We start from the raw sequence: 25,646 nt of genomic DNA, 5'->3' as shown, positions 1-25,646 counted from the left end.
AACGTATGTTAAGTACGTGATCTTTTAGGCAAGAAAGACAAAAGTCTTTCTTTTTTTATGTGCTATTTTTAGTCCATATTATTTATACCATTTTATTTGTAAATTATCTTTTTAAAATAATTAAAAATTTTTATTTATTAAAAAACAAAAAAATGACAATTATTTGTCATTTTATATTAAATCTTCTACATCAATTTTCAATTCACTTGTATCTTCATCATTTATTGTTTTTAATTCTTTTTGTTCTGATACAATATTTACAATTTCTTCTGTTTTTGATTTTAAAACTTTATCACCTTTTGGTTGATTAGTTTTTTCTTTATTCTCTAGTTTTAAATTTCTACTTGAACTTGGTGTTGAATGTCCCTTACTTCCATTATTTTCATCATCACCACTTTTTGGAGCAGGTGGAATATCACCATTTTTAATTATAAATGATTTTTCCAAAGTTGAAGTTATAATCTCAGGTATATCCAAATCCTCAGGAACATCTTCTGAATCTGCAAATTTAAAATTTTTAACATGTAACTGAGTTAAATTATCTTCTTCATCTAAAATGTTTAAAATATCATTTTGTTGTACATTATATAAAAAAGTAGCAAATTCATCTCGTTTTTTATTTCAAGGATACAATCTTACACCACGTTTTGGTCTATTCATAATTGGAACATGATCTTGTTTAATTTTTTTAACATTTCCTTTGTTTGTAATAATTAAAATATTACCTTCTGAAAATGCTTTTCCTGCAACAATATCTTCATCTTTTACCACTGTTGATTTGACACCTTTTGCACTTGCACTTGCACTTGGAATTTCAGAAATGTCATATCTAACAGCAAAACCAGTTCTTGTTAACATTGTAACTGTTTTTGTTTTTGAAGTAACCAATGATGCAGATACTAATTCATCTTCTGATTGTAATTTCATAATTCTAAAAGGTTTTGAAAACATTTTTGTTTCTAAATCCTCAATAGGAGTACGTTTTATCATTCCTTTTTTTGTTGCTAAAAGAATTTCTTGTTTAGCATTTGCAAACTTATGAACAACAAAAGCAGCCAAAATTTTTTCTTGTCCTGATATTGTTGCTACTTGATTAATATGCATTCCTGTTTCTTTTCATTTACTTGGAGTTATTTTATAAACTGGAATTGAATAGTAAGTTCCAGCACTTGAAACAAGCAATAAAAAATCTAAACTTGAAGCAGGAACTTGCGATATTCAAATATCATTTGGCTTCCTTTTAAAATCACTCATTGGATGTTTTCCTAATTGTGAATCTTCAATTGCCTTTAAATATCCATCTTGTGATATTCAAATTGTATAATCTTTTTCAACAATTGTTTTTTTGAATTCTACTTCAATATTTTCGATTTCTTTTACAACTTCACTTCTTCTTGCAACATTAAATTCATTTTTAGTTTCTGTTAATTGTTTAATAATTTTATTATCTAAAACTTTTGGCTCTCCAAGAATTTGTTTAAAGTCACTTATTAATTTAACAAGTTCATTTTTTTCTTCTTCTAATTTAACAACATCAGTTGAAGTTAATCTATATAATCTTAAATCTACAATTGCAATTGCTTGTGTTTCTGTAAATTGATATTTATTAATTAAATTTAAAATAGCATCACTTCTGTTTGAAGATTCTCTAATTATTTTAATTACTTCATCTAAAATAGAAATTGCTTTAATTAAACCATCAATTATTTCTAATCTTTTTTCTGCTTTATCTAAATCAAATTTAGTTTTTTTTGTAAAAACATCCTTGTAATGGCTGATATAAGCTTTTAATATTGAAATTATTCCCAATTGCTTTGGTTGTTTATCCACAATTACAACATTATTATAATTATAAGAAATTTGCAAAGGAGTATTTTTTAATAAAAATTTTCTTGTTAAATCATAGTCTGCTTTTTCTGATAACTCAATAACAATTCTTAAACCAGTTCTATCTGTTTCATCTCTAACTTCTTTTACTTCAATTTGTTGATTTGCATCAATTACATCTCCAATTTTTCTGATCAAATCTTGTTTTACTACTTCATAAGGAATTTCATCAATTACAATTTTATTTTCTTCTTTATGCATTTTTGATTGAAGAATAACTCTTCCCTTACCGGTTTCAAAAGCAAATTCTATTCCTTCTTGGCCCATTAAAATTCCTCCTGTTGGGAAATCTGGCCCTTTTATTATTTTACAAATTTCATCAAGTTTAATATTTGGTTTTTTTATTGTTGCAATTGTAGCGTCAATTACTTCTCCAATATTATGAGGTGGCATATTTGTTGCATAACCTGCTGCAATACCTGTTGCACCATTTACTAAAATATTTGGAAAATAACCTGGAAGAACTGTTGGTTCTTTTTCACTATCATCATAATTGGGAGCAAATAATACTGTATTTTTTTGTAAATCTGCAAGTAAAGTACTTGCTATTTTTGATAATCTTGTTTCAGTATAACGCATAGCAGCTGCACTATCACCATCAATTGAACCATTATTACCATGCATATCCACTAATGGGACATTAAGTTTTCAATGTTGAGACATACGCACTAATGCGTCATAAACAGAAGTGTCTCCATGTGGGTGATATTTACCAATTACATCCCCAACAATACGTGCTGATTTTTTATATGCTTTATCATGAGTTAAGTTTAATTCATTCATAGTAAATAAAATACGTCTTTGAACAGGTTTTAAGCCATCTCTTACATCTGGAAGTGCTCTTTCTTGAATAATATACTTTGCATATCTTCCAAATCTATCACTCATCAAATCCTCAAGTGAGTAATTTAAAATTCCCTTTTCCTTATTATTTGACATTTTTCATTCCTCCTAGTTAATCTCAAAATTAATTTCATTAATATCATTATCAATAAAATCAATGATATTTAAATTTTGAATTGTTTTTTTTCCTTCTTTTGAAAGAAACCATAACCCTGATGACCCCTCTTGAAAATACATTTTAGGATCATTTTTTGAAATTAAACTTCTAGCTAAATCAATCATGATTTTTGATACTTCCTCATCTCTTCTCACTTGAAGATATATTTTTTCTAATTGATCAATTTTGAGTTTTTCAGCTTCTATTAAAACTTCATTTACTTTATTTATTTTTATTATTTCTAGACCAAAATCAACAGTTGCATATGAATTAAATAATAATTTATCATTATTTTGTATTAAGTTGGCAACATATCTTGGTATTCCTTCAATTCTTGCAAGTTTTAGTTCTGATTCTTTAATAAATTTTAAAGATTTATGTATTTTTTCAATAATGAATTCTGAAGATTTTCCAATAATCTCTCCCAATTGATGATCTTCCAGAAAAATTGATTTCAAATTGATAAAAATATTGAAGATATCTATTCTTGTTGAAGAAATTTCTTTTGCAATTTCTTTAGATCTTAATAAAATTGGACCTGTAATTGGATTTAAATAATAGGAATCGGTAAATTCATCATAAATCAATATTCCTACATGTGGTTTTGCAAGTTCTCTTGCTTTTTTCATTGATTCTTTTGCTTTTTCAATAAAACGATTAATTGTTTTTATCAATCAATTAATTTCATTATCTAATGAAGTATTAATTTGAATCCACTGTTCTGAGATTATAGAAGCTAATGAAATACCACCTTCATCGTCTGTATTTTTCATATCAAAATACAAATTTTCACCATCAATTTCATGAAAAATATTAAAACTATTAAAAATACCAAAACGTTTAATATCATTATTTATCTTATTATATTCTGCAATTTTTTCTAAAATATAATTAATTTTTTTTTGAAAAGTTAAAACTTGCATAATTTGAATTACCCTCCAATTTTATTTTATATTAAATAAAATCAACATTTTCTTCTAAAGTGAATTTCACATTTTCTTCAATTCATTCTTTTCTTTTTTCAGAATTATCTCCCATTAATGTTCTAAAAGCATTTTCAGCAGATAGAGCATCATCAATTGTTGCTTGAATCAATTTTCTATATTCTGGATCCATTGTTGTTTCCCATAATTGATCTGCATTCATTTCACCTAAACCTTTATATCTTTGAATTTCTATTTTAGATTTAGATTTTTTCATATGTTGTGATAGTTCTTCTTCAGTTCACAAATACATAAAATCCTTTTTATTTGAACTTGTTGTAATTTTGAACAATGGAGGCATAGCAATATAAATCATTTTATTAATTATTAATTCTTTCATATATCTGTAAAAAAAAGTTAGTAGTAATGTTTGAATATGAGCACCATCTGTATCAGCATCGGTCATTATTATTATTTTCCCATAATTAACATCCGAAATGTCAAAATCACTACCAATTCCTGCACCAATTGCATTAATAATTGTTGTAATTTCTTCATTTTTTAGTAAATCTATTAATTTAGTTTTCTCAGCATTTATTACTTTACCACGTAATGGCAGGATCGCTTGAAATTTTCTATCTCTACCCGATTTAGCACTACCACCAGCTGAATCACCTTCAACTAAATATAATTCGTTTAAAGTTTTATTTTTTCCTTGTGCTGGAGTTAATTTTCCAAGCATTGTTCTAGATTTTAATTTATTTTTTTGATCTCTTACTGCTTGACGAGCCTTACGTGCTTCATCACGCGCTCTACGAGCAAGTAATGCTTTTTCAATAATCGAAATTGCAATTATCTTATTTTCTTGCAACCAAAAATTAATGCTTTCTTCTGTAACTCTTTCACATGCTGTTTTGGCTTCCACAGTTCCAAGTTTACCTTTTGTTTGTCCCTCATATTGAATTAAATTTTCTGGAATTTTTACAGTTACAATTGCTATTAAACCTTCTTTTATATCTGTAGAATCCAATTTTTTATCTTTTTCTTTTAGAATTGATTGATTTTTACCATAATCATTTAATGCTTTTACTAATCCAGTTCTAAAACCTGTAATATGAGTACCTCCATCACTTGTTTTAACGTTATTTGCAAAACCTAAAACTGTTTCTGAAAAATCACTTGTATAAGTCATGGCAATTTCAACATCAATTTCTTGTTCATTTCCCTTAATTAAAATTGGCTGACTAATTATTTCTTTTTGATCACCTTTTAGTTCTTTTACAAATTCAGTAAGACCATTTTCATAAATATACTCAACATATTTATCACTTCTATTATCTCTTAAAGTTATTTTCAATCCTGAATTTAGAAGTGCAGATTCTTTTAATCTCTCAGAAATTGTTGAAAAAGAAAATTTAACAGTTGAAAACATTGTTTCATCTGGTAAAAAATTAACTGTTGTTCCTGTTTGTTTTGAATTACCTGTTTGTTTTAAAGGCTGAACAAGTTTTCCCCCATTTGCAAATTTTATTTGTGAGATCAAACCATCTCTGTGAATAATTACTTTAAATTTACTTGATAATGCATTTACAACAGAAGAGCCCACTCCGTGTAAGCCTCCTGAAGTTTTATAACCATCTCCACCAAATTTTCCCCCAGCATGTAAAACTGAAAAAATAATTTCAGGCGTTGATTGATTTGTCCCTTTATAGCTTCCAATTGGAACTCCTCTACCATTATCTTTAACAGTAATCGAACCATCCTTTTCGATTGATACATTAATTTCAGTACAAATTCCTGCAAGTGCCTCATCAATTGAGTTATCCACTATTTCCCAAACTAAATGATGTAATCCCCTTGAGTCTGTTGAACCAATATACATTCCTGGTCTTTTTCTTACAGCATCAAGACCCTCTAAAATTTGTATACTATCTTCTGTATAATTTAAATTACTATTTTCTGCCATATCTCTACCTCATTATATATAGTAAAATAAATATATCATAATTTCTAGGAAAAATAAATTTTATTGAAAAAGCCCCATAAAAACTAGCTTTATACATAGAAAAATGTTTTTTTTTGTAAAAAAACATTAAATACTTTAACCATTTTTGTTCAAAAATGTTTTTTTTATCTCAAATTTACTCAAAAAAAGAACTTTTTTAATTAAAAAATTAAATATTAGTTATTCAAGCTTTTCTTTTGAAGTGTTGTTTTTTAGTTTCATGTTCTATAATTTTATATTTTTTTAAAATTTTTGTAATTTTTTTCTTTATTTTTACCATATAAAAAATATCCAACTCTAGAATTAAAAAATTATTGTTCCTTTTAAAGATTGTTTTAATCTTTTAGTCTTAAAACTATTAATAGCTAATCTTAAAATTTTATCTGTAAATAAAATAGCAAAATAAAAAGCAATTGTTCCATAAATTGATGAAAATTCTAAATCTGTTGGTCAATGAACTTTATACAACATTAAAGCATATTTCATTAGAGTGAGATGAATAAAAACAATAAAATATATAAAACTTATTTTATTTTTATTTAAAACTCTATTTTTACTTGGATTTATAAATAAAAACATAACACTAAGTATTGATAATGTTGATACTGTATGGCCAGATGGAAAATCTCGATTTCATCATCCTTCTGTCATTTTAGTTGAGCTGTCAAAATCAAATCAATATTTTATATTATCCAAAAAATTATTCACTTGTCATCACTCATAATATTTTACAGCTTCTGTTCCTTCTGGTCCAGAACCTCAAATAACTGAAACTGTGTAATTATAACCAAGATTTTTTGCTTGCACTAATATTTGATCAAAAATTGTTGAGTAATAAAATGGGTGACCAAAAATAGTTTTAAACAAACCAATCATAATATAACAAATAATTATATAGACTAAACCTTTCATACTATCGATTCAAAATTCTTGTTGCAAAACATCTTCTCTTTTTGAAAATTTCACTCTTAAGTAATAAGTTGTATAAGTAATAATTGCCAATTCAATTAATTTAATAGCTATTGTTACTCCAATTTGATACCAAATTGTATCTAAAATTCTAGTATCTACTCCAATTCCAAATCCATTATCCATTATCCATTATCCATTGTTAATTTAATAAAAATATAAGTTGCGGTTACAATTACTCAACAAAATTAAGTAAAAATATAAAATAAATAAGAAATTCATCGATTATTTCTTATTATATTGTTTTTTGCATTATTTTTACTATAAAAGATAAATGACTCTCAAATTACTGCTAATAGAATAAAAATTACTACAAGCAATGGAAAAATTCCAAAAACATCATAAAAATTTTCAAATATTTTTTCAAAAACACTATAATTCATTTTTCCCACATATGATTGAATTTCTCAGTCTCATTTTCAAGAAATAAAAAATGTTATTATAGAATAAAAAAGAAATAATATTGCAGGAATAATTAAAAATTTTTTAATATTTAAACCCCTTTTAATATAACTCACCTCAAATATTTTTTATAAAACAAAATTTCTTTATAACTAATAATAATTTTAACATTTTTAAAACTTGAAAAAATAAAAATATACATTTCTGTATATTTCAATAAATAATTATTTGTTAATTGCTACATTTAAATTTGTAGTTGAATTTATTTTTAGTAAATTTTTAATTTTAGAAGCAATTAAATCAATTGCTATTGTATTTCCTTCATAATATGGAATTATAACATCGGCATAATCAATTGAAGGAACAACAAAATATTTATGCATTGGTTTAACAGTTTCTAAATATTGAGCAATAACATCATTTAATTGACGCCCTCTTTCATTAACATCTCTTAACAATCTTCTAATAAATCTAACATCATCATCTGTTTTTATAAAAATTTTAATATCACTTCGTTTTCTTATTTCTTCAATATGTAATGATAAAATTCCATCTAAAATTACAATATTTGATGGTTCCAATGTCGTAAAATTCCCTGATTGAGAATGAGTTTTAAAATCATATTGCGGAACATCGATTGACTTATTCTCTTTTAAATCATCTAAGTCTTTACAAAGTCTATCAATATCTAAAGAATTTGGGTGATCAAAATTTAAATTTTGCCTTTCTTCAAAAGAAAGGTTGCTAAAATCTTTATAATAATTATCCATTGAAATATGGCATATTGGTTCATTTTTAAAAATTTGATTTGCAATGGCTTGTGCAACAGTAGTTTTACCACTAGCACTTCCCCCAGCAATCGTAATAATAGTTACTTTTTGCATTTCTTATTTCCTTTATTACTAATTTTTATTTTATAACTTTTTTTGAAAATATAAATAGAATTTTCTAAAATAATAAAAATTTTTTTCAATAATTTAGTTATAAAATAAAACTATCAGGAGGAAAAATAATATGTCAAATAAAGTATTAGTAATAACAGGTACTGTAAGTCCACTGGAAAAATCATTTTCAGTGGCATTAACAAATAGATTTATAAAAGAATATAGTTTATTAAATCCTAATGATGAGATTATTAGATTGGATTTAAATAACGAACCAATGGCACAAAAAACAATTTCAAGGGATAATTTTGGAAATTATTTTAATGAAGCTGATGCATTAAAATATATTAATCAATTAAAAGAAGTGAATAAAGTAATTATTTCAAGTCCAATGAATAATTTTAATGTAAGTGGACTAATTAAAAATTATTTAGATCATGTTTTACTTGCAGATCAAACATTTTCATATAAATATGTTAAAAAAGGTGACGCAATTGGTTTATTAGATCACTTGAAAGTTCAAATTTTAACAACACAAGGTGCCCCTTTTGGATGATATCCATGAGGTAATCACACAGAATTCTTAAAAGGAACTTGAGAATTTGTTGGTTCAACAGTGAATGAACCAATATTATTTGCTGGAACAAAAATTGCGCCAGTTTCAACAATGAACACAGATGAAGCAATTGGTCAAATTGCAGATAAAATTATTGAAGTTGCTAAAAAATTTTAAATTCACATTTGTGAATTTTTTTTATTTTTTTGCTATAATCACCTATGAAATGGAGAATTTATAAATGTACGCTTTTGATTATGATGATATACAACTTGTTCCAAGTTTATGTACAGTTAATTCACGAAGTGAATGTGATACTAGTGTTAAACTTGGAAAATATGTATTTAAAATGCCTGTTGTACCTGCAAATATGGCATCTGTTATTAATGAAGAATTATGTGAAAAACTCGCAAAAGAAAATTACTTTTATGTAATGCATAGATTTAATGTTGATAGTCTAGAATTTACAAAAAAAATGAAAGAAAAAAAATTAATTGCATCAATTAGTGTTGGTGTTAAAAAAGAGGATTATGAATTAATAGAAAAACTTGAAAAAGAAAAATTAATTCCCGATTTTATTACAATTGATATTGCACATGGCCACTCAATTAATGTTAAAAAAATGATTGAACATATTAGAAAATTTATGAAATATGATACTTTTATAATTGCTGGGAATGTAGGAACACCACATGCAGTAAGAGATTTAGAACAATGAGGAGCAGATGCAACTAAGGTTGGAGTTGGTCCAGGAAAAGTTTGCATAACAAAACTAAAAACAGGTTTTGGAACTGGTGGATGACAATTGGGAGCAATTAAGTGATGTAGTAAAGCAGCAAATAAACCAATAATTGCAGATGGTGGTTTAAGAGTTAATGGAGATATTGCCAAATCAATTAGATTTGGAGCAACTATTTGTATGATAGGAAGCCTTTTTGCAGCTCATGAAGAATCACCAGGTAAAAATGTTGAAGTAGATGGCGTTTTATTTAAAGAATATTATGGTAGTGCAAGTGAATATAATAAAGGCGAAAAGCGATATGTGGAAGGAAAGAAAGAATTAATTAAAGTACGAGGAAAATTAGCAGAAACATATAAAGAAATGCAAGAAGATTTACAATCATCAATTTCATATTCTGGGGGTAAAACTATCCAAGATATTAAAAAAGTAGATTATGTAATTTTAAAAACAAGTAATTTTTAATAAAAAGTTCATTATTTTAGCACTAAGAAATAAATATTAAGTAATAAATACCTGTTATAAAAACTTATAACAAATATAAATTACGTGATGCGATTAAAAAATAATATCAAAATTAATTATAGATAATTGCAATAGAATAATATATTTTCAATCAAATACAATTAAAAATAATTTTATTTATTAAAGTCTGAAATTTATTTATCCTACTTTATTTTAGCTAAGCTATTTTACTTTTAAAAGCATTTTTAATCATAATGACATCATTTTTTAGTAAAATAGTTCTAGGAGATGAATAAAATGAAAAAATATTGTGAAATGCAAAATTGTAATAAAGAATTAAATTCAATTGATCCAAAAAGAATTTATGTTTATGACGATAAAATTGAAGATGAAATACCTTTATCAGTTTGCGATAATTGTTATACTAATGCAAAAAAAGAGGAAAATGATATTGATTGAAGTCACTCAGTATATGAAGAAAATGAATAATAATCTTATTTGATATAAATTTAAAAGTTAAAAATGACATTTAAAATGTCATTTTTTATTATATTTAATTAATTAATGAAAAAATTTTTTCAATAATAGTATTTAAATTCTTATCAAATGAAGATTTAACTTTTGAATTTTTTAATTGCTCTATACTTCTTGGATTTAAATACTTAATAAAGCTTTTTAATTCAGGTTCAAAATCTTCAACAGAAATTTGAAAAGTTAATGAATCATAATTTTCAATTAAATTTTGAGAATATAGTAATGTAGATTTAAAAAGTATTAGTGATGATAATTCATTAATAATGTTTAAAAAGTCATTTTTTATAGCTGTTGTAAGAAAAATAGGTATTTTTAAATTAAAAGGATCTTTTATTAAATTTATAATTTCTAAATATTTTAATTTTGTTTGAAATTTAAATTCTTTATTTTTTAACAATAACTCAATATATCTTAAATTTGCAATTTTTTCATCATTTTCCAAAATTAAACTTACATCAATTTCATTTATAATTTGCATATATAAATTAAAATTATTTTTAAGAATATTAAATAATAAATTATTCTCATTCTTTAAATAAAATAAAAATCAAGCCAAGAAGTAAATTTCATCATAATAATATCTCTTATCTTTTTCATTATAATTGAAATTGTAGTATTTATTAATCCATTTTTCAAATTCAATTAATGAAGTATCAATTGAATTTATTAAAAATAAATTTGTTACCTTTTGTTGCTTAATAAACAAATTCACTTGAATATTTTCATGTTTAGCATTATCTAGTGCAAATTCTAAATCCATTTTTGCATCAAATGAAGTATTAATACTTTTTGCTTTTTCATATTCATTTTCAATTTTAGATAAGTTTGCGGAAATAATTATTTTAAAGGATTTTAAATATGTTTGTACAATTGTTAAAGTATCATAAAATTGTTTAATATTGTAAATTTCTGAATTGTCAATTTCATCAAAAATAATAATTCATTTAAATTGGGAAATTGCTAGTGTTTTATTTAATTCTATAAGAGTTTGAATATTATTAAGTTTTTTCTTATCTACTTCATCTTTCTTAAATTTTTGCTTAAATTGAAATCTAAATTCTGAAGCTCTATTATTAGTTTTAATCTTTTTCTTAATAATTCCTTTTATATCTCTTTGTTTTAAAAAAAGTGAAATTGCCTTTTTTCCAATAATATCCTTAAAATATGATAAAAGTCTAGCTAAAAAATATTCCAAATAATCTTTTGATTGATCAAACTCTGAAATATTAAAATAAATTGTATTTCACCCTTCTGAATCAGTTTTTAATTTTAATTGATTTAACACTGATGTTTTTCCAGATTTTGTTGGCCCATTTAATAAAATTGAATTCACTTCTTTATTATTTAGTGAATTTTCAATACTTTTAACAGTATTTTCAAAATTTATATTTAAATTCATTAATTTTACTCTTTCTTAAAAAAAGTTATTTCCCTTATTAAAACCTGCAAAAAATTTCATTTTTAAATATTCTTGACCCATATTTGGGTGCTCAAACCTAAATTTATTAAGAGCTGAAAATAATGCTTTATTATTATTTTCTAATTTATCAAATCAAATTTTATCAAATAAAATATTATCGGCTAAAATTAATGCACAATTTGAAATGAATGCAGCCTCATATTTTGATTTTGCATGAATAATTTTTTTATATTGATTAAAAAAATTATTCAAAATTTTATTATCATTATTAAAAATAATTGTAATAAGTGTACTATCTTTATTCACTCACATTTTTAAGAATGCACTATTTTCAGTAATAAATATATTATTAATTGAATTTACTAATTTAAAATCTTCAGGACAAATTTGAGGATAAATCAAATCAGAAATAGTAAAAATATCTGTTTTCGGTAAATTAAATTTAAGAATTTTATAATTTTTTAATTCTTGATTTATATTTTTTTTAATAAAATTATAAGTATCCACAAGTGAAGAAACATGATTCGAAATTCTTTTCAAATTATAAATAAATAATGGTTTAATATTTTCATCTTTAATACTATTAAAATAATTTCTATATTCTTCTCTTAAGCAAAAAAGTTGAATTCTAGCTATAAATAATTTATATAAAATTATTGAAAAATTTGATAATAAAATATCTTTATCAGAGCTCTCTTTATTAATAACAATTTTATTAATTTCATTATAATGTTTAGTACAAAAACCAAAAAATTTAAAATTATTATTATCTACTTTATTAAAAAAATTATCCCCCATTTTATAATTATTGTTAAATGGATTAGTATTATTTGTTGATACATACATATTTTTTTCAAAATCAAAATTATACAATCTATTTTCTACAGCTTTTGATATACAATTTGAATAATTACATTTTTCTAATTTAGCAAAATCTTTATATGCATTTTGAAAAGTCTTATTTGAAAAACTTAAATACTTATCATAATCTTTTTTATTTAAAATTGCTTTTAAAAACGGAATATATTGTTCATCGATTTTATCTGATAAATTTGCAAAACAACATTCACTATATTTAATTCCGCTTAGACAAAAGCATAATTCATTTTCTTCAAAATTAAAAAAATTAATTCCATTATTAACTAAAAAATTAATATTATCATTATCTAAAAAATAATTTTCAAAAATTGCTTCAACAAACTTTTGTGTTTCACTATCAGATAATTTATTATTTTTAATTTCCTTATATAGTGCTTGTTTATCAACAAGTTCTAATAAATCTTTAGTTTCTTGATTATTTTTGATGCCCATAATGTTACCTCTTATTAATTATAAGGAAAAACTAAGTAATAAAGTAGTTAAATTATAAAATATTTCAAATAAAATAAAAAAGAAAAAGTATTTTATTTAAATTTCTTTTTCTTTCTTTTTTTATTTAATATAATTTCTTTTACCTCTTCTGTTGAAGTAACATCAGAAGATCCTTTTTCAAAAGCTTTAGTAACTTTTAATTCACCTTTAAAAACTAATGATTCATCAATTTTCTTTTTAAATTCATTAATTGCTGAATTAAAATCAAATACTTTATTATCTAAAATTAACTCTGTTCTAAAAAAATTAATTAATTCTTTTGAATAGATGGCTTTTTCACAAAAATTATTATATATATTTTCTCTAATTTCAATAATATCATTAGCAGACTTAACAGAGTAAATTCATTGCAAGTCCTTTAAATATATTTCATAAAGTAAATTGCAAAAATCCTCTCTTACAACTTTATCTTCACTTAATAAGGGAATATTATCTAAAAATTCAATGAATTTTTCATTTCTAAAAAAATATTCTTTTTGTTCGCCATAATTAATTATGTCCCCATCATCCATATTAAATATAGTTTGTCCTAATTTTGCAATAAATTGTTCACTATATCTAAACACTGACTTAATAAGTTCCAAATAACGATTATAAATTTCTTTTGACATTCCATTAACTTCTGCATCTTTATATTTAAAATATTTATCTCTTAGTTGACCAACTGCACTAATTCCTGCAATTGTTAAGATGTCTTTTTTTGTTAAATTTGATTTAAAAAATTTATCATAGTGAATACCTAAACCAAATGGTTTATCTCCATTTTTTTCAGCTGGAATAATAGAAACTATTGGAAAAATATAGGGATATATACATTTAATAGAATAATAATAAATTTGAGATTTTAGTGGTATTAAAATTTCTAGTTTTTTTACATAACTATTTAAAATTTTTAACTCTTCTTGAGAAATATAAAATAACGCATCAATTTGAAAATTCATTTTCTCATTATCTAATTTTTTTGCAAATTTAGGATAGTATTTTTCAAAACTTAATGAAGAATCAAATCAATTACCATTTAATAATTGATTTACTATTTTTAGATCATTTTGATCATGAAAAATACCGCTTTTTAAAATATTTTGATCATTAAATTCAAATATCTGTTCTCCTGGGACAATAAAATTTTTTAATATAATTTTTTTAATTTTCATAAATAATTTCTCCCACATTTTTATTATATTAATTATATCAAAAAAAGAGGATAAATTAAATCATCATTGGTAGTTATTATTTAGACAATAATTTATTAAAAATAGCAGAAAATGTTCAATATATAAATATAATTGTAAAATTTGTTAGATAAATTTCATTTGAATTGCCTTCTTTAATTGAAAATAAATACATTGTAAATGAAAGAATGTATATTATTAAAGGTAATATAAAAGTATTAATAATATTTCATACATTTACTTTTTTAGTTTCAAATAATTCTAATATTCCTGATAAAACAAATGCTAGTAACATTGTTGAAAGAATTATATATAATCCCGCTAATAAAAATCTAATTAAAGTAGATTCATATCAATGTTGGCCTGCATTTACATGTGGAAATAAAATTATATTCAAAAATATATTCAAAAATATTAAAAATATAAATATAAAATATGTTAATATTTGTAATCAATAAACTTTTATCTTATGTTTTCTTGAAAAATTAAATAATAATAAAATATAGAAAAGCATTGAAAAAATATACATTCCAAAAATATATACTCCATAAAATAAATTATTTAATGAAATATTATTAAAATTTAATGTCAAACCAATAATTACAAATAAAATTGTTGTAAATAATGTTGATAAATATAAAGATGTTGAAAATCTAGAAATATATAAACCAGTAATTTTTCATTTATTATTGTTATTTTCTCTTTCATTTTCTAAAGATAAAAAATAATTAATTGATTGTCAACTACTTAAAGAATAATAGTTGTTTACCATTTTTATTTCATAAAAACTTTCATTTTTATTTGAAATTTTTTTACTTTTTTCTGATTCAAAATTATATTCAATATTTTTTATTATTATTTCACAAGGCTGCACTAAATAATTAATTTTTTCCTCTTTTAATAAACTATTACTTAATTGCTCCATAAAATCATTTAAGTAAACTGGTGCATATTTAATTGATGAAAATTCTTTTAATTTAAGCTTAATATTTTTATTATCATTATTTTCAATAAAAACTTTTAATGCTGATAAATAATTTAATGTATTGTCAAATTCAAATAAAATATTATCCCTTAAACTTGCTCTGTATTTTTTTAAATTAATAAAATGTGAAAACATTAAATTTTTTATTGAAGCATAAATAATTGTAAAAATCATCCCCAAAATTATTAATTTAAATGGACTAAAAATTTGATACAAAGTATTGTTATCTTTATCTTTTTCTAGTTCATTAATTCATGCACTATAAAAATAATAAAGAAATGCCATAATTGAAATAAAAACTATCTGATATATTGCTTTTTTCATTACTTTAATTCCTTTTCAATATTATCTCATTCTTTTAAAATAAAACTAATTTTATTAATTTTGTAAAATATTTTTATTTGATTAAATGAAAATATTTTACATATCCAAAACACTTGCTCCAATTATATTTGAGTCATTATAAAACTTACAAACAACTACATTAAACTTTTGTTCAATAGCTGACATTTTATACAATTTTGTAATTTTTTCATTTAATAAATTAATAAATAAGGAATTTTTAGAAACTGCTCCTCCAATTATAAATATTTGTGGGTCAATAACAAAAGATGTATTTATAATTAGTTTTGCCAAATTAAAAATTTGTTCGTCAATTGCTTTTTTAGCTTCATTATCAATTTCATACAAATCATAAATTTTCTTACCAGTTTTTTTGTTATTTATTTTTTGAAAATAATTATTTTCAAGAGCATTCATTCCACAAAATGAAGACATATTTAAATACTGCTCATTATCAATTGAAGAATTAAGCATGCACCCCCAATTCCCCTGCAAGAAAATTTTGACCTCTAAAAATTTTATTATTCAAAAAAATAGTTCCACCAATTCCTGTACCCACAATTAAAAATGCCGCATTTTGATAATTTTTACCATGTCCATAGATCATTTCAGCTATTCCAGCACAGTTTGCATCATTTTCAACAAATACAGGGATATTAAATTTACTAGCAATTAAAAATTTAAAGTTAATTTTTTCTCTTTCAAGTATTGCACTAATTCCTGAAACTTCTCCTGTTTTTGGATTGATTATTCCAGGAATTCCAAATCCTATATATTAAATATCAAATTTAGTTAATTTATTTTCAAGAATTGGCAAAATTTTTTCATATAATTTTTTAGCACTAATCAATTCTTTATATTCAATAACTTCTCTATCTAATATTTCTAGTTCCTTTAAAATGCAAATTTTGGTAGATTTTTCTCCAATATCAATTGCTACTCTCATTTTATTTTTACTTACTTTCTATTAATTTTTTAAATTCATAACTTGATTTTTTATTTATAAATTTATCATTCTCTAAATTGTATTCAATTAAACCATATCTATTTTTATATGCATTACTTCAACTTCAACAATCAATAAAAGTTCAAAGTGAATAACCAAAACAATTTGCACCCTCAGAAATTGCTTTTTGTAATCCTTCAAGATGTTCTGAAATAAAATCAATTCTATATTGATCATTTATTTCATTATTTTTGTCTCTAAATTGATCTTCATTTTGAACACCTATTCCGTTTTCTGAAATAATTCAAGCAACATTGTTATATTTATTTTTTATAATAATCGCAATATCATAAATTGCTTTTGGATAAATTTCTCAACCCCTTGATGGATTAATTCTTTTTTCTGGTCAATCATAAAAGTCAAAAAATTTTGACATAATGTGATTTGAATTTTTTTTAATTTCCTTTACTCTTATTGGTTGGTAATAATTTAAAGATATATAATCTATTTTTGCATTAGCAATCTCATTTAATTCATTTTGATTATAAATTGGTAATAAATTTTCTTCCTTTAATATTGAAATTAATTGAGAATCAAATTTTCCATTTAAAACAGGATCTAATTGAGAAAAATTTACAAGTAAATCACATTTATTTGCAGCTAGAACATCTAATGGATTATTTTTGTCTCTTACTTGTGCTGGATTTAATGAAATAATTATTGTTATTTTTTGATTTAGTTTTTTATAATTTTTATTAAATAAATTAACAACTTTTGCATGAGCAACCATCATATTGTAAAATACTTGAACTGATTTATATAAATTTTTTTCTTTTGGATAATGATGTCCATTTAAATATTGTGAATCAACATTTGCCATTGGTTCATTAAAAGTTGCTCAATCATCTACTAGATCATTAAAATTATCAAAACAAACTTTAGCATATTCAACATATTTTTCAATAATTTGTTTATTTTCAAAACCCTTTTGTTTCAAAAATTCGATTGGAATATCAAAATGAAATAAATTTACAACTAATCTAACTTTTGCTTTTTTTAGTTCTGAAAAGTAATTTCTATAAAAATTAATTGCATCTTAGATACTTGTTTAAATTCTTTATCAATATACATTCTTGATCATTGTATTGATGTTCTATAAATTTCAATTTTAAGTTTTTTCAATTTTTATCAAAGAACAGTTTATTTCAAGATTTGCTCATAAGTTTTTAATTGCATTAATTTTTCTTTCTTGTTCTTCAAAGGACATATTTAATATATTAAAACCTTCGATTTCAATTGCTGCAATATAAAAAGCAGTATTCTCATATAAAAAGTCAGTTTTTATTATTCCCAAATCATCGTTATTGTCCACTAACTCTTTATAAGGCATTAATAAAGCAGTATTATTCTCACTTGATTCTTTTAAAAATTCTTTTTTTGAAGATTTAAATTTAAACATAAAATAGATTAAATTATAAAGCCTCATTCCAGTCTTCTTATTTGGAATTAATAAGACTGTTAATGTTAGAAAAATTGCGACTCCTATTATAGTTTGTCCTAATCATCCAATAATTGTTAATGGTGCGGCCACAGCTACAGCAATCACAATAAAAACTAATATACAAACTAGATCAATTATTGTTACATTTCCTTTAACTTTTAATTTTTGACTACCTAATTTTTTTGGAATTATTCCATTCATTTTTATTTACCTTTCTATTTCCCCAGGGAAAATTATCTTGGCAAATAAAAAACTAGCCTTGCAGCTAGTTACACAAAATATAAAAATAGAGTCGCTAGTTACAAAACTAGTGCTCTATTTACCTTATAAATATAATAACATAAAAATTTTATTTTATATCTAGTATATCTTCAATAAACTTGGTTGAAATTAAGATTTTTTTAGAAGTATTTCCTTTAAACGATGTAGTTAAAATATTATGTAATTGTAGTGAATCCTCAACTTTAACTGCAATAATTTCTAAAGGATTTAATATATAATTTTTTTCAACAACTTTAATATTAATTCCCAATTCATTATATTGTTTCTTAATATTTGTTTCAATGTCTTGAATATTTTTACTATATAAATCACTTTCTAAAATTAAATAAAATAATTCAGGATTATTGTACTCTTTTAGATAGTGGTTTAATCACTCTCTATATATAGACCCTGTAACAATTGGAGTTAATGATTCTTCTAAAATATTATCAAAATTACCGTTAGGTTTAGTTAATGTTGTTGAACCATCTTTTTTAACGTCTGTTACATAAATAATTTCATGATCAAAATTTAATAACATAAAAGGCGAATGAGAAATTATACCTATAAATGTTTTCCAATCATTTTTATCCTGTGAAACTGTTTGCATATAATGAGATAATTTTTTTTGGAGTTTATAATGTAAATTCTTATCTGGTTCATCTAACAAAATAAGATTAAAATCTGAACTTTTAATTGAAGAAATAAACATTATTAAAAATCAAATAATAGCCTTATAACCAGAGCTTTGTTCTTCAGGCTCAGGAGTTCCATATATTATCTCATCCCCATTATTTTCAATTTCATTTATTAATATAGTTAATGTATTTTGATCTATATCACAAATTGGTACTTTTGACATTGCCATATTACTAAATATTTTTGAATAACTTTTATTAAATAATTTTACAAAACTTGATTTATAACCAGTTTTTAATGTCTGATCTTTGACTGTTTCAACATTAGTTTTATAATATTTTTCTAGTAATTCTTCTATATTATTATCGTCATTTAATGATTTTAAAATTCTTTTTAAAGTTTTAGAATTTTCATCAAGAGTACCATTGAAAAAATCATCTAAATAAAACTTAGATAGCACTTTATTCTCGGTCTCTAAATTTGAAATGTAGTCGCATGTTCATTCAATATCAATAAACCCTTTTCGATCATTTTTTAAAACATTATATAATTCATATAATAAATCATATAGATTTATCATTTTTTCTTTAATTTCCTTAACTAATTTTTCCTTTTTGTAATTTTTCAATTTTTCTATTCAATTTGAGTTATTCAAATTAGGAATAAAAGTAGATGTTTCATTACTTATTACTTCAGTAAAAAAATTTTGAGGTCAAAATGATTCAAATTTCTTATAACCTTCATTAAATAATTTTGAAATATCTGTTTCGTAATTTTCGAAATTATTATAAAAAATATCAATATAACCTTTTGTTTCTTTTTTTGTCGCTTCAAAAGAAAAACCATTTTTAAAAGAAATATTAAGTTCATAATCTTTAATTATATTATTAACTCTTTCAAATTTTCCTTTTATTTTAAAACCATTCATTGGTAATTTTGCCCTTACAGTTGGAAGATGATTAAGTTTATATTTTAGATAATCCCCCTCAAATTTTAATATCCCATCTTCAGTTAAAAAAGTATATATATTTTCTTTATTACCTAATTTTCCAAAAAATCAAGATATTGCACTAAATAAATTACTTTTTCCTGAGTTATTTAATCCAAAAATATGTGAAGGTTTATTAAAATCAAATTCTATTTCTGTTAACTCAACTATAGATCTAAAATCTTGAATCCAAAATTTAATTTTCACTATTAATTTTCTCCTTTATTTCTATCTAATTAAATAATATCAAAAAAACACTTATTAATAAGTGTTTATAATTTTTTGAGCAATAATTTTAATTCTTTTTGTAACTTCTTAATTTGTTCTTTTTCATCTGTACTTAATAAATCTTCACTACGTGACTGAAGTACATATAAATCATTTCTAATTTGACGTTCTTTAGTTTTTAATTCAAGTAAATCATCAATGTCCTTTTCTGTTGCATTTGATAAATCTTTAAACAATCTATTTTTAAATTTATTATGATTTTCCTCTTCTAAATTAACTTCATTTAAATTAACATCATCTGTTATTTGTTCAATGTCATGAATCTTAGGTTTTATAGTTAATTTAAATAAATTAACATAATAATTATTTTCAAAATCAATAGCATTATTAATGGGTAAATCTGTAACTTCATTTTCTTTTAAAGTTAAATCCATTTTAAAAGCATATTCAAGTTCTACAATACTTGGATTTGAATCTTGGTAAATTATTATTGCATATTTATTAAATATTGTTTCACCTGGTTTGGGCTCTGGAAATATATGCTTTATGTCACTTGGTTCAATTAAAGGCTTTTTTTGTAAATGATATGGATAATATTTTCTTCCATCTTTTCCAATAGATGGTTCACTATTTCTGACTTCTACTGTAGTTTGACCACACATTTCGCTGATTGTAGCATGTGTTTTTGAACTTGCAGATCTTAAATAAACTGTCAATAAACAGTTAGCTTTGATTGTTTCTGCATCGCTATTTCCATACTTTTTTTCTAGTTGTTCAAAACTTTGAACAACTAAATTGAAGAACATTCTTCTTCCTCTAGAGACAGTCAAGATAGTTGAAAAATTTACAATTGGAGGAAAATTACCAAATTCATCTAAATAAAATATTACATCTCTATCTAATGCATCTTTACCTCTTTTAACTAAATTTTTACTCGCACAAAAAACACCCGCTTTATATAATTGTGAAATAAATAAACTTGCTAAAGGATGTTTTTCTGTTCGATCATCTGGAACAACCATAAATATTGCTTTTGGTTTTTCTTCTTGAATAAATTCAAATAAATTAATATCATTTTTACATAATAAACTTCTTAATTCATTTCCCTCAAATAAAGATAAAGCAGTAGATACAATAGAAAAGAAATTACCAATAGATTGTGGAGAAGAGGTAAGCACTTTATTTGCAGCAATTACTGATTGATTTGTTTCTCTTCCTACACTTCAACTTTTAAAAAATTTTTGTAAATTATCTTTGTTCGATAAATGTGTTGTAACAGTTACAATATTAAATTGATTTTCTTTAATTGAATCAATATCTTCTTCGATCATTTCCATCATTGCAAATATTACGCCCTTAAATATTCCCTGTGCACCATCATATCATTGCTTATTTTTATCATCAGCTCCAGGATTCAATAAGGTCGCGGCTAAATCATTAATTTCACCATAAGCTAAATTTTTTAGTTTGTTAATTTCACCAGATATAAGTTCCTTAGCCAAATTTGGATCAACCAATCAAAAACCATCAATTTCAAAAATAGTAACTGGTTTAAAAGTTAATATCAATGGATATTTAACACTATTTAAATTACTATTTTTGTTTGTTTGTTCATTATCAATATTATCTGAGATAGTTAATATTTCTTTAATACAAGTATCACAATTATTTTTCTTATGTTTTTTACATAATGAGTTTTTAACATAATCATTGAAAAGAATTTTAGTATTAAATGTTTTTTCATTAACATGTTCTTTTACATAATTAATACTTGATATTAATAAATTATAAGCATTGTTTAAGGGATTTCAAGAATTTGAATACATTGGTTCACGTAAATTTAGAATTAACACTTCATATCCTTCTGTTATCAGTTTTGAAGATAATTCTGTTTGTAACTCACCTTTTGGATCTGAAAATACCATACATGGTTTTTTCTCGAATTCTAAGCGAGCATTAATAACTGCTGATGGAATAATTACTCTTTGGGATTTTCCACTACCCGTTGAACCAATCGTAATAGTATGTACTGCTTTTTTTACAGGTATTCCTCAAAATAATATTTTTTTAGTTTTATGATCAAATTCAGTTCTTGTTATGAAACTTGGTTCAGTGAAATTTCTTGTAAATGTATTTTCAAATTGCAATAATCGATTCATTAGTTTTTTCCTCTCCTTTCTGACTTAGACAATGGTTTTTCAAACTCATTTAAAATTCAACTAGCTTTACCAAAACTTTTTTCTTTGGCTTCTCTAATTAATCTTGTATCCTTTACTTTTCCTTTAAGATGAATTAATACTAATATAGCAATAATGTGGATTGCAATAATAATTATTGCCACTAAAATCAGCAACGTGCTTTCATTTTCAAAATTCAAATTAAATACTACATCAATAATTTTTTTATAATCAAATCTATATTTGAACAATAAAATTATAAAAACAAAAATTATAAAAGTTAAAGGAATTGATATTACAGAAACAAATAATAAAATAAATAATAAGATTTTTCTATTTGAATTAAATCATTTAGTATCTTTCATTATGCATATACCATTAAATAGGTTGCTATAGTAAAAATTACAAATAAGCAAATAGAAATTATTAACCCAATTATTATTTTTTTCTTTATTTTAATTGCTCTTACTTTAAATTTGGATTCAGCTTCAACATTTATATCTTTCTTTAATTTATATTTTAATCTGATTAGTTTTCAACTAAAGAAAAATATGAATAATAAAAATAATGTTGCAAAGGCAGATAAGTATCTTGATACTATTATTGTTAAAAACATTTTTATTTCAGCTCCCTTTCATTTTTTTGAATTTGTTTTTCTTTATAAATTTAAATGTCATGTTCAATTCTATTAGCAGTTTTTATTGCTTTTTGTTTTTCTTTTTGAATTAATTTGAACAAATTTTTGGGTAAATATAATAAACTACTGAAATATTTTTTATTACGTTTATAGCCGCTAGGGTTAAACTCAAGTCACGGTTTTGGTTTTCATTCATCAGCTTTTCATTTATTAATTATTTTTCTTAATAGCTTTTGTCCAAATTCAGGAAGTACACCTTGATAATATCCATCAATATTTTTTGATTTTATATGTTGATTTCTAAATTTTAATCTTTGAAATTTTAACTTATCAATAGGATCATTTAAATTTCAATCTTTTTCATTTTTTAGTAAATCTTCAGTTGTTAATGATATTGGCTGTTCTTCAATTTTGAGTTCATCAAATTCATACATTGCATATATTTTTGAAATTTTATCCGCCCTTTCATTATTCTCATTAATAAAAGAATCGTATGTATTTTTCAAATTTAAATCACTATTAATAAAATCTTTTGTAATTTCATCTATCATTTCTCTATCAGTTTCTGTTAAAAATTTACTTCCATATCCTATTTTTTTTATAGGAATATCTTTAAAAGTTTCAAAATTTAAGAGTAATTTTTCTTTTAAAGAATATGAAAACATTTCAATTTTATCTAATAACTCAACTTTAGATTTATTTATATCAACATAAATTTGTTTACACTCATTTCACGATATTTTATTATCTATTTTATCTATTTCAAATCATGATTCTTTAAATTGTGTTCTTAAATGGGATTTATCTTTATTAAATTTTTGACTATTAATAAACTCCTTTTGAATTTCTAAATCTATTCCTGCTCTAAACTCTGCTTTACTTTTTAATACTCCAGTTCGTTTATAAATTCTTTTACCAATTGGCTTACCATATTTATTTAAAACTTGATTTTTATCCTTATCTCGTATTCAATCAAAATCTGTTGGTTCCTTTTCATAAAAACCTAAATGGATATGATTATTATCAGTATTTGTATGCATTGTATAAAATCATTCCATTTTTTCTGGATTCATTCCATTATTTTTTAAAAATTTTGGAATTTCTTTACTTAAAGCTTTTTCAATCTTTTCAGGAGTGTATAAACTATTGTTCTTGATAAATTTTTCTGAAAATGAAATTATAGTATCTCAAATGATTTGATTATCATCTAATTTTTTCATGTTTTTTCTTAAATCTTTTACTTGATCTTCATTCATAATTCCGTTTTTTCCGTATAATCCCGTTGACTTAAATTTTGAATTAATTCCTTTTAATATTTTTCGATATTCATTTTTTTGAGAATTATTACCATTTCTCAAATTATATAGTTTAGTTACTTCTTCGTCTGTTAAATCCAAATTGAAAATTGCATCAGGTCTTAAAATATAATCTAAATAACTTCCATTTTTATAATAATGATCACGTGACTTCTTAGATTGATTACTATTTGTTGATTTATTATATTTTAAAACCTTAAAAATTACTCCTGGTGCATCTTTGATCATGTTATATTTCCATTTCTAATTTATTTTCGATGCTTTTTATTTCTGATTTTAAAATGCTTAAAATTGAATATTTTTCTTCTAATTGAGTGTGTCTTTCATTTTCTTCATATGAAAAAACTACTTCATTTTCAATATCTTGACAAAGTTCTTCATATTCCTTAAGTTCATCTTCATCTCACATATCTAAAATAACTTTTTTTAATTTTTCAAACTTACTCATATTTTTACCTTTCTATTTCCCCAGGGAAAATTATCTTGGCAAATAAAAAACTAGCCTTGCAGCTAGTTACACAAAATATAAAAATAGAGTCGCTAGTTACAAAACTAGTGCTCTATTTACCTTATAAATATAATAACACAATAATTTATATTGGACTTTTAAATTCAATGCATATTTTTATATAGTTTTGTTTTATATCTTTATTGTTCTTTAATAATTTATTTATTTTAGTTAAATACTTTTTAGTTGATTTCATAAGAATTTTCGGAGATTTCCAATTTTTATTTTGTAAAATCTTTATAGCGCTGAGATGAAATAAATCAGGATATTTTATATAAGTATTTGTATTTTCATTTCTAATTCCAAAACTATACTCTAAGTTAAATACTTCTAATTGTTTAATAAAAATCGAAGGTGTCAATTTATAATTTTGGGTTTTATTTATAGAATATTCAAATAAATTATATGATTCTACAAAATTTGGTCTAAGTTCTAGAAGTAAATGAATTTTAAATTCCTTATAAATATATTCAGGATTTAAATTCCATATTTCCATTTGCAAATTATATAATTTAATATAAAGTTTATTTATTTTTTTTCAAAAATGATTTTGATTTATTGTACATTCATTTACAAAGTTAATAAAATATTTTTGAAAATACAGTTTTAGTAAATGTTCATTATTATGTCTTGACTCTAAATTTAGTTTTAAAGTTTCTTTTCAGTTATTTTCAGATTTTTTGGTTATCAAAAAAATAAAATAAGTACTTAAAAAACCGATTAATCCACCAATTATTGGAGAAATTATATATTGTAAAACATCTAATCAACTCATACCAATTTGTCCTTAC

The 25,646-nt window shown here is 23.0% G+C and carries 25 protein-coding genes; 3 read left to right on the top strand and 22 right to left on the bottom strand.

Annotated elements, in window-relative coordinates; genetic code table 4:
• Positions 1-171 precede the first annotated feature (171 nt).
• The 6 genes from parC to udk form a co-directional block, all read right to left on the bottom strand.
• Positions 172-2,826 (bottom strand): DNA topoisomerase IV subunit A, encoded by a 2,655-nt coding sequence (gene parC / locus STAIW_RS02350; protein ID WP_020834259.1) that lies wholly within the window; start codon positions 2,824-2,826, stop codon positions 172-174.
• A 12-nt stretch (positions 2,827-2,838) separates the two neighbouring features.
• Positions 2,839-3,810, bottom strand: coding sequence for a hypothetical protein (locus tag STAIW_RS02345; protein WP_020834258.1), 972 nt, complete (start codon positions 3,808-3,810; stop codon positions 2,839-2,841).
• Between the two features lie 31 nt (positions 3,811-3,841).
• The gene (gene parE, locus STAIW_RS02340; RefSeq protein ID WP_020834257.1) at positions 3,842-5,776 is read right to left on the bottom strand and encodes a DNA topoisomerase IV subunit B; all 1,935 of its coding nucleotides are present in this window, start codon (positions 5,774-5,776) and stop codon (positions 3,842-3,844) included.
• Between the two features lie 342 nt (positions 5,777-6,118).
• A complete protein-coding gene (locus STAIW_RS02335; protein WP_041618828.1) occupies positions 6,119-6,910 on the bottom strand; it encodes a phosphatase PAP2 family protein in 792 nt (263 codons plus the stop codon).
• A 62-nt stretch (positions 6,911-6,972) separates the two neighbouring features.
• The gene (locus tag STAIW_RS06065) at positions 6,973-7,167 is read right to left on the bottom strand and encodes a hypothetical protein (RefSeq protein WP_148285968.1); all 195 of its coding nucleotides are present in this window, start codon (positions 7,165-7,167) and stop codon (positions 6,973-6,975) included.
• Positions 7,168-7,410: 243 nt separating this feature from the next.
• On the bottom strand, positions 7,411-8,070 hold the full coding sequence (gene udk, locus STAIW_RS02325; RefSeq protein WP_020834254.1) for a uridine kinase: 660 nt from the start codon (positions 8,068-8,070) through the stop codon (positions 7,411-7,413).
• A gap of 130 nt (positions 8,071-8,200) precedes the next feature.
• Between udk and STAIW_RS02320 the strand changes: the two genes are divergently transcribed.
• From STAIW_RS02320 to STAIW_RS02310, 3 genes are all read left to right on the top strand, one after another.
• Positions 8,201-8,803 carry an FMN-dependent NADH-azoreductase gene (locus tag STAIW_RS02320; protein WP_020834253.1) on the top strand — a complete coding sequence of 201 codons (603 nt, stop codon included), beginning with the start codon at positions 8,201-8,203 and terminating at the stop codon, positions 8,801-8,803.
• A gap of 64 nt (positions 8,804-8,867) precedes the next feature.
• Complete coding sequence (locus STAIW_RS02315; RefSeq protein ID WP_020834252.1) at positions 8,868-9,830, top strand: GMP reductase; 963 nt, start codon at positions 8,868-8,870, stop codon at positions 9,828-9,830.
• 297 nt (positions 9,831-10,127) lie between these two features.
• The gene (locus tag STAIW_RS02310; RefSeq protein WP_020834251.1) at positions 10,128-10,319 is read left to right on the top strand and encodes a hypothetical protein; all 192 of its coding nucleotides are present in this window, start codon (positions 10,128-10,130) and stop codon (positions 10,317-10,319) included.
• Positions 10,320-10,383: 64 nt separating this feature from the next.
• Here STAIW_RS02310 and STAIW_RS02305 read toward each other — a convergent pair whose 3' ends face one another.
• The 16 genes from STAIW_RS02305 to STAIW_RS02240 all read right to left on the bottom strand — a co-directional run bounded on the left by STAIW_RS02305 (position 10,384) and on the right by STAIW_RS02240 (position 25,630).
• Positions 10,384-11,763, bottom strand: coding sequence for a P-loop NTPase family protein (locus STAIW_RS02305; RefSeq protein WP_020834250.1), 1,380 nt, complete (start codon positions 11,761-11,763; stop codon positions 10,384-10,386).
• 15 nt (positions 11,764-11,778) lie between these two features.
• On the bottom strand, positions 11,779-13,095 hold the full coding sequence (locus STAIW_RS02300) for an SEC-C metal-binding domain-containing protein (protein ID WP_020834249.1): 1,317 nt from the start codon (positions 13,093-13,095) through the stop codon (positions 11,779-11,781).
• 92 nt (positions 13,096-13,187) lie between these two features.
• A complete protein-coding gene (locus STAIW_RS02295) occupies positions 13,188-14,309 on the bottom strand; it encodes a hypothetical protein (RefSeq protein ID WP_020834248.1) in 1,122 nt (373 codons plus the stop codon).
• 76 nt (positions 14,310-14,385) lie between these two features.
• Entirely contained in the window at positions 14,386-15,636 is a 1,251-nt protein-coding gene (locus STAIW_RS02290; RefSeq protein ID WP_020834247.1) for a hypothetical protein, read from the bottom strand.
• Between the two features lie 96 nt (positions 15,637-15,732).
• Complete coding sequence (locus STAIW_RS06670) at positions 15,733-16,128, bottom strand: ROK family protein (protein ID WP_084676575.1); 396 nt, start codon at positions 16,126-16,128, stop codon at positions 15,733-15,735.
• Positions 16,121-16,414, bottom strand: a complete 294-nt coding sequence (locus tag STAIW_RS06665; protein ID WP_269077213.1) for an ROK family protein — start codon at positions 16,412-16,414, stop codon at positions 16,121-16,123. Before STAIW_RS06665 ends, STAIW_RS06670 begins: the two co-directional genes overlap by 8 nt.
• Positions 16,415-16,429: 15 nt before the next feature.
• The gene (locus tag STAIW_RS06185; RefSeq protein WP_020834246.1) at positions 16,430-16,600 is read right to left on the bottom strand and encodes a hypothetical protein; all 171 of its coding nucleotides are present in this window, start codon (positions 16,598-16,600) and stop codon (positions 16,430-16,432) included.
• A 7-nt stretch (positions 16,601-16,607) separates the two neighbouring features.
• Complete coding sequence (locus tag STAIW_RS02280) at positions 16,608-17,690, bottom strand: glycoside hydrolase family 1 protein (protein ID WP_201764825.1); 1,083 nt, start codon at positions 17,688-17,690, stop codon at positions 16,608-16,610.
• Between the two features lie 78 nt (positions 17,691-17,768).
• On the bottom strand, positions 17,769-18,302 hold the full coding sequence (locus STAIW_RS02275; RefSeq protein WP_020834245.1) for a hypothetical protein: 534 nt from the start codon (positions 18,300-18,302) through the stop codon (positions 17,769-17,771).
• 148 nt (positions 18,303-18,450) lie between these two features.
• A complete protein-coding gene (locus STAIW_RS02270) occupies positions 18,451-20,196 on the bottom strand; it encodes an AAA family ATPase (protein ID WP_020834244.1) in 1,746 nt (581 codons plus the stop codon).
• A gap of 65 nt (positions 20,197-20,261) precedes the next feature.
• A complete protein-coding gene (locus STAIW_RS02265) occupies positions 20,262-22,376 on the bottom strand; it encodes a type IV secretory system conjugative DNA transfer family protein (RefSeq protein ID WP_020834243.1) in 2,115 nt (704 codons plus the stop codon).
• Positions 22,376-22,759: a hypothetical protein gene (locus STAIW_RS02260; protein WP_020834242.1), complete on the bottom strand. Its 384-nt coding sequence runs from the start codon at positions 22,757-22,759 to the stop codon at positions 22,376-22,378. The genes STAIW_RS02265 and STAIW_RS02260 overlap by 1 nt, the downstream gene beginning before the upstream one ends.
• Positions 22,759-23,010 carry a hypothetical protein gene (locus STAIW_RS02255; RefSeq protein ID WP_020834241.1) on the bottom strand — a complete coding sequence of 84 codons (252 nt, stop codon included), beginning with the start codon at positions 23,008-23,010 and terminating at the stop codon, positions 22,759-22,761. Before STAIW_RS02255 ends, STAIW_RS02260 begins: the two co-directional genes overlap by 1 nt.
• Before the next feature lie 50 nt (positions 23,011-23,060).
• Positions 23,061-24,575 (bottom strand): relaxase MobL, encoded by a 1,515-nt coding sequence (gene mobL / locus STAIW_RS02250; protein WP_020834240.1) that lies wholly within the window; start codon positions 24,573-24,575, stop codon positions 23,061-23,063.
• Position 24,576: 1 nt separating this feature from the next.
• The gene (locus STAIW_RS02245) at positions 24,577-24,795 is read right to left on the bottom strand and encodes a hypothetical protein (RefSeq protein ID WP_020834239.1); all 219 of its coding nucleotides are present in this window, start codon (positions 24,793-24,795) and stop codon (positions 24,577-24,579) included.
• 145 nt (positions 24,796-24,940) lie between these two features.
• Entirely contained in the window at positions 24,941-25,630 is a 690-nt protein-coding gene (locus STAIW_RS02240) for a hypothetical protein (protein ID WP_020834238.1), read from the bottom strand.
• Between the last annotated feature and the right edge of the window lie 16 nt (positions 25,631-25,646).

It is taken from the genome of Spiroplasma taiwanense CT-1, from assembly GCF_000439435.1.
Taxonomy (GTDB): domain Bacteria; phylum Bacillota_I; class Bacilli_A; order Mycoplasmatales; family Mycoplasmataceae; genus Spiroplasma_A; species Spiroplasma_A taiwanense.
The sequence above is the reverse complement of the archived record's forward strand: the minus strand, read 5'-3'. Positions and strand labels throughout refer to the sequence as shown.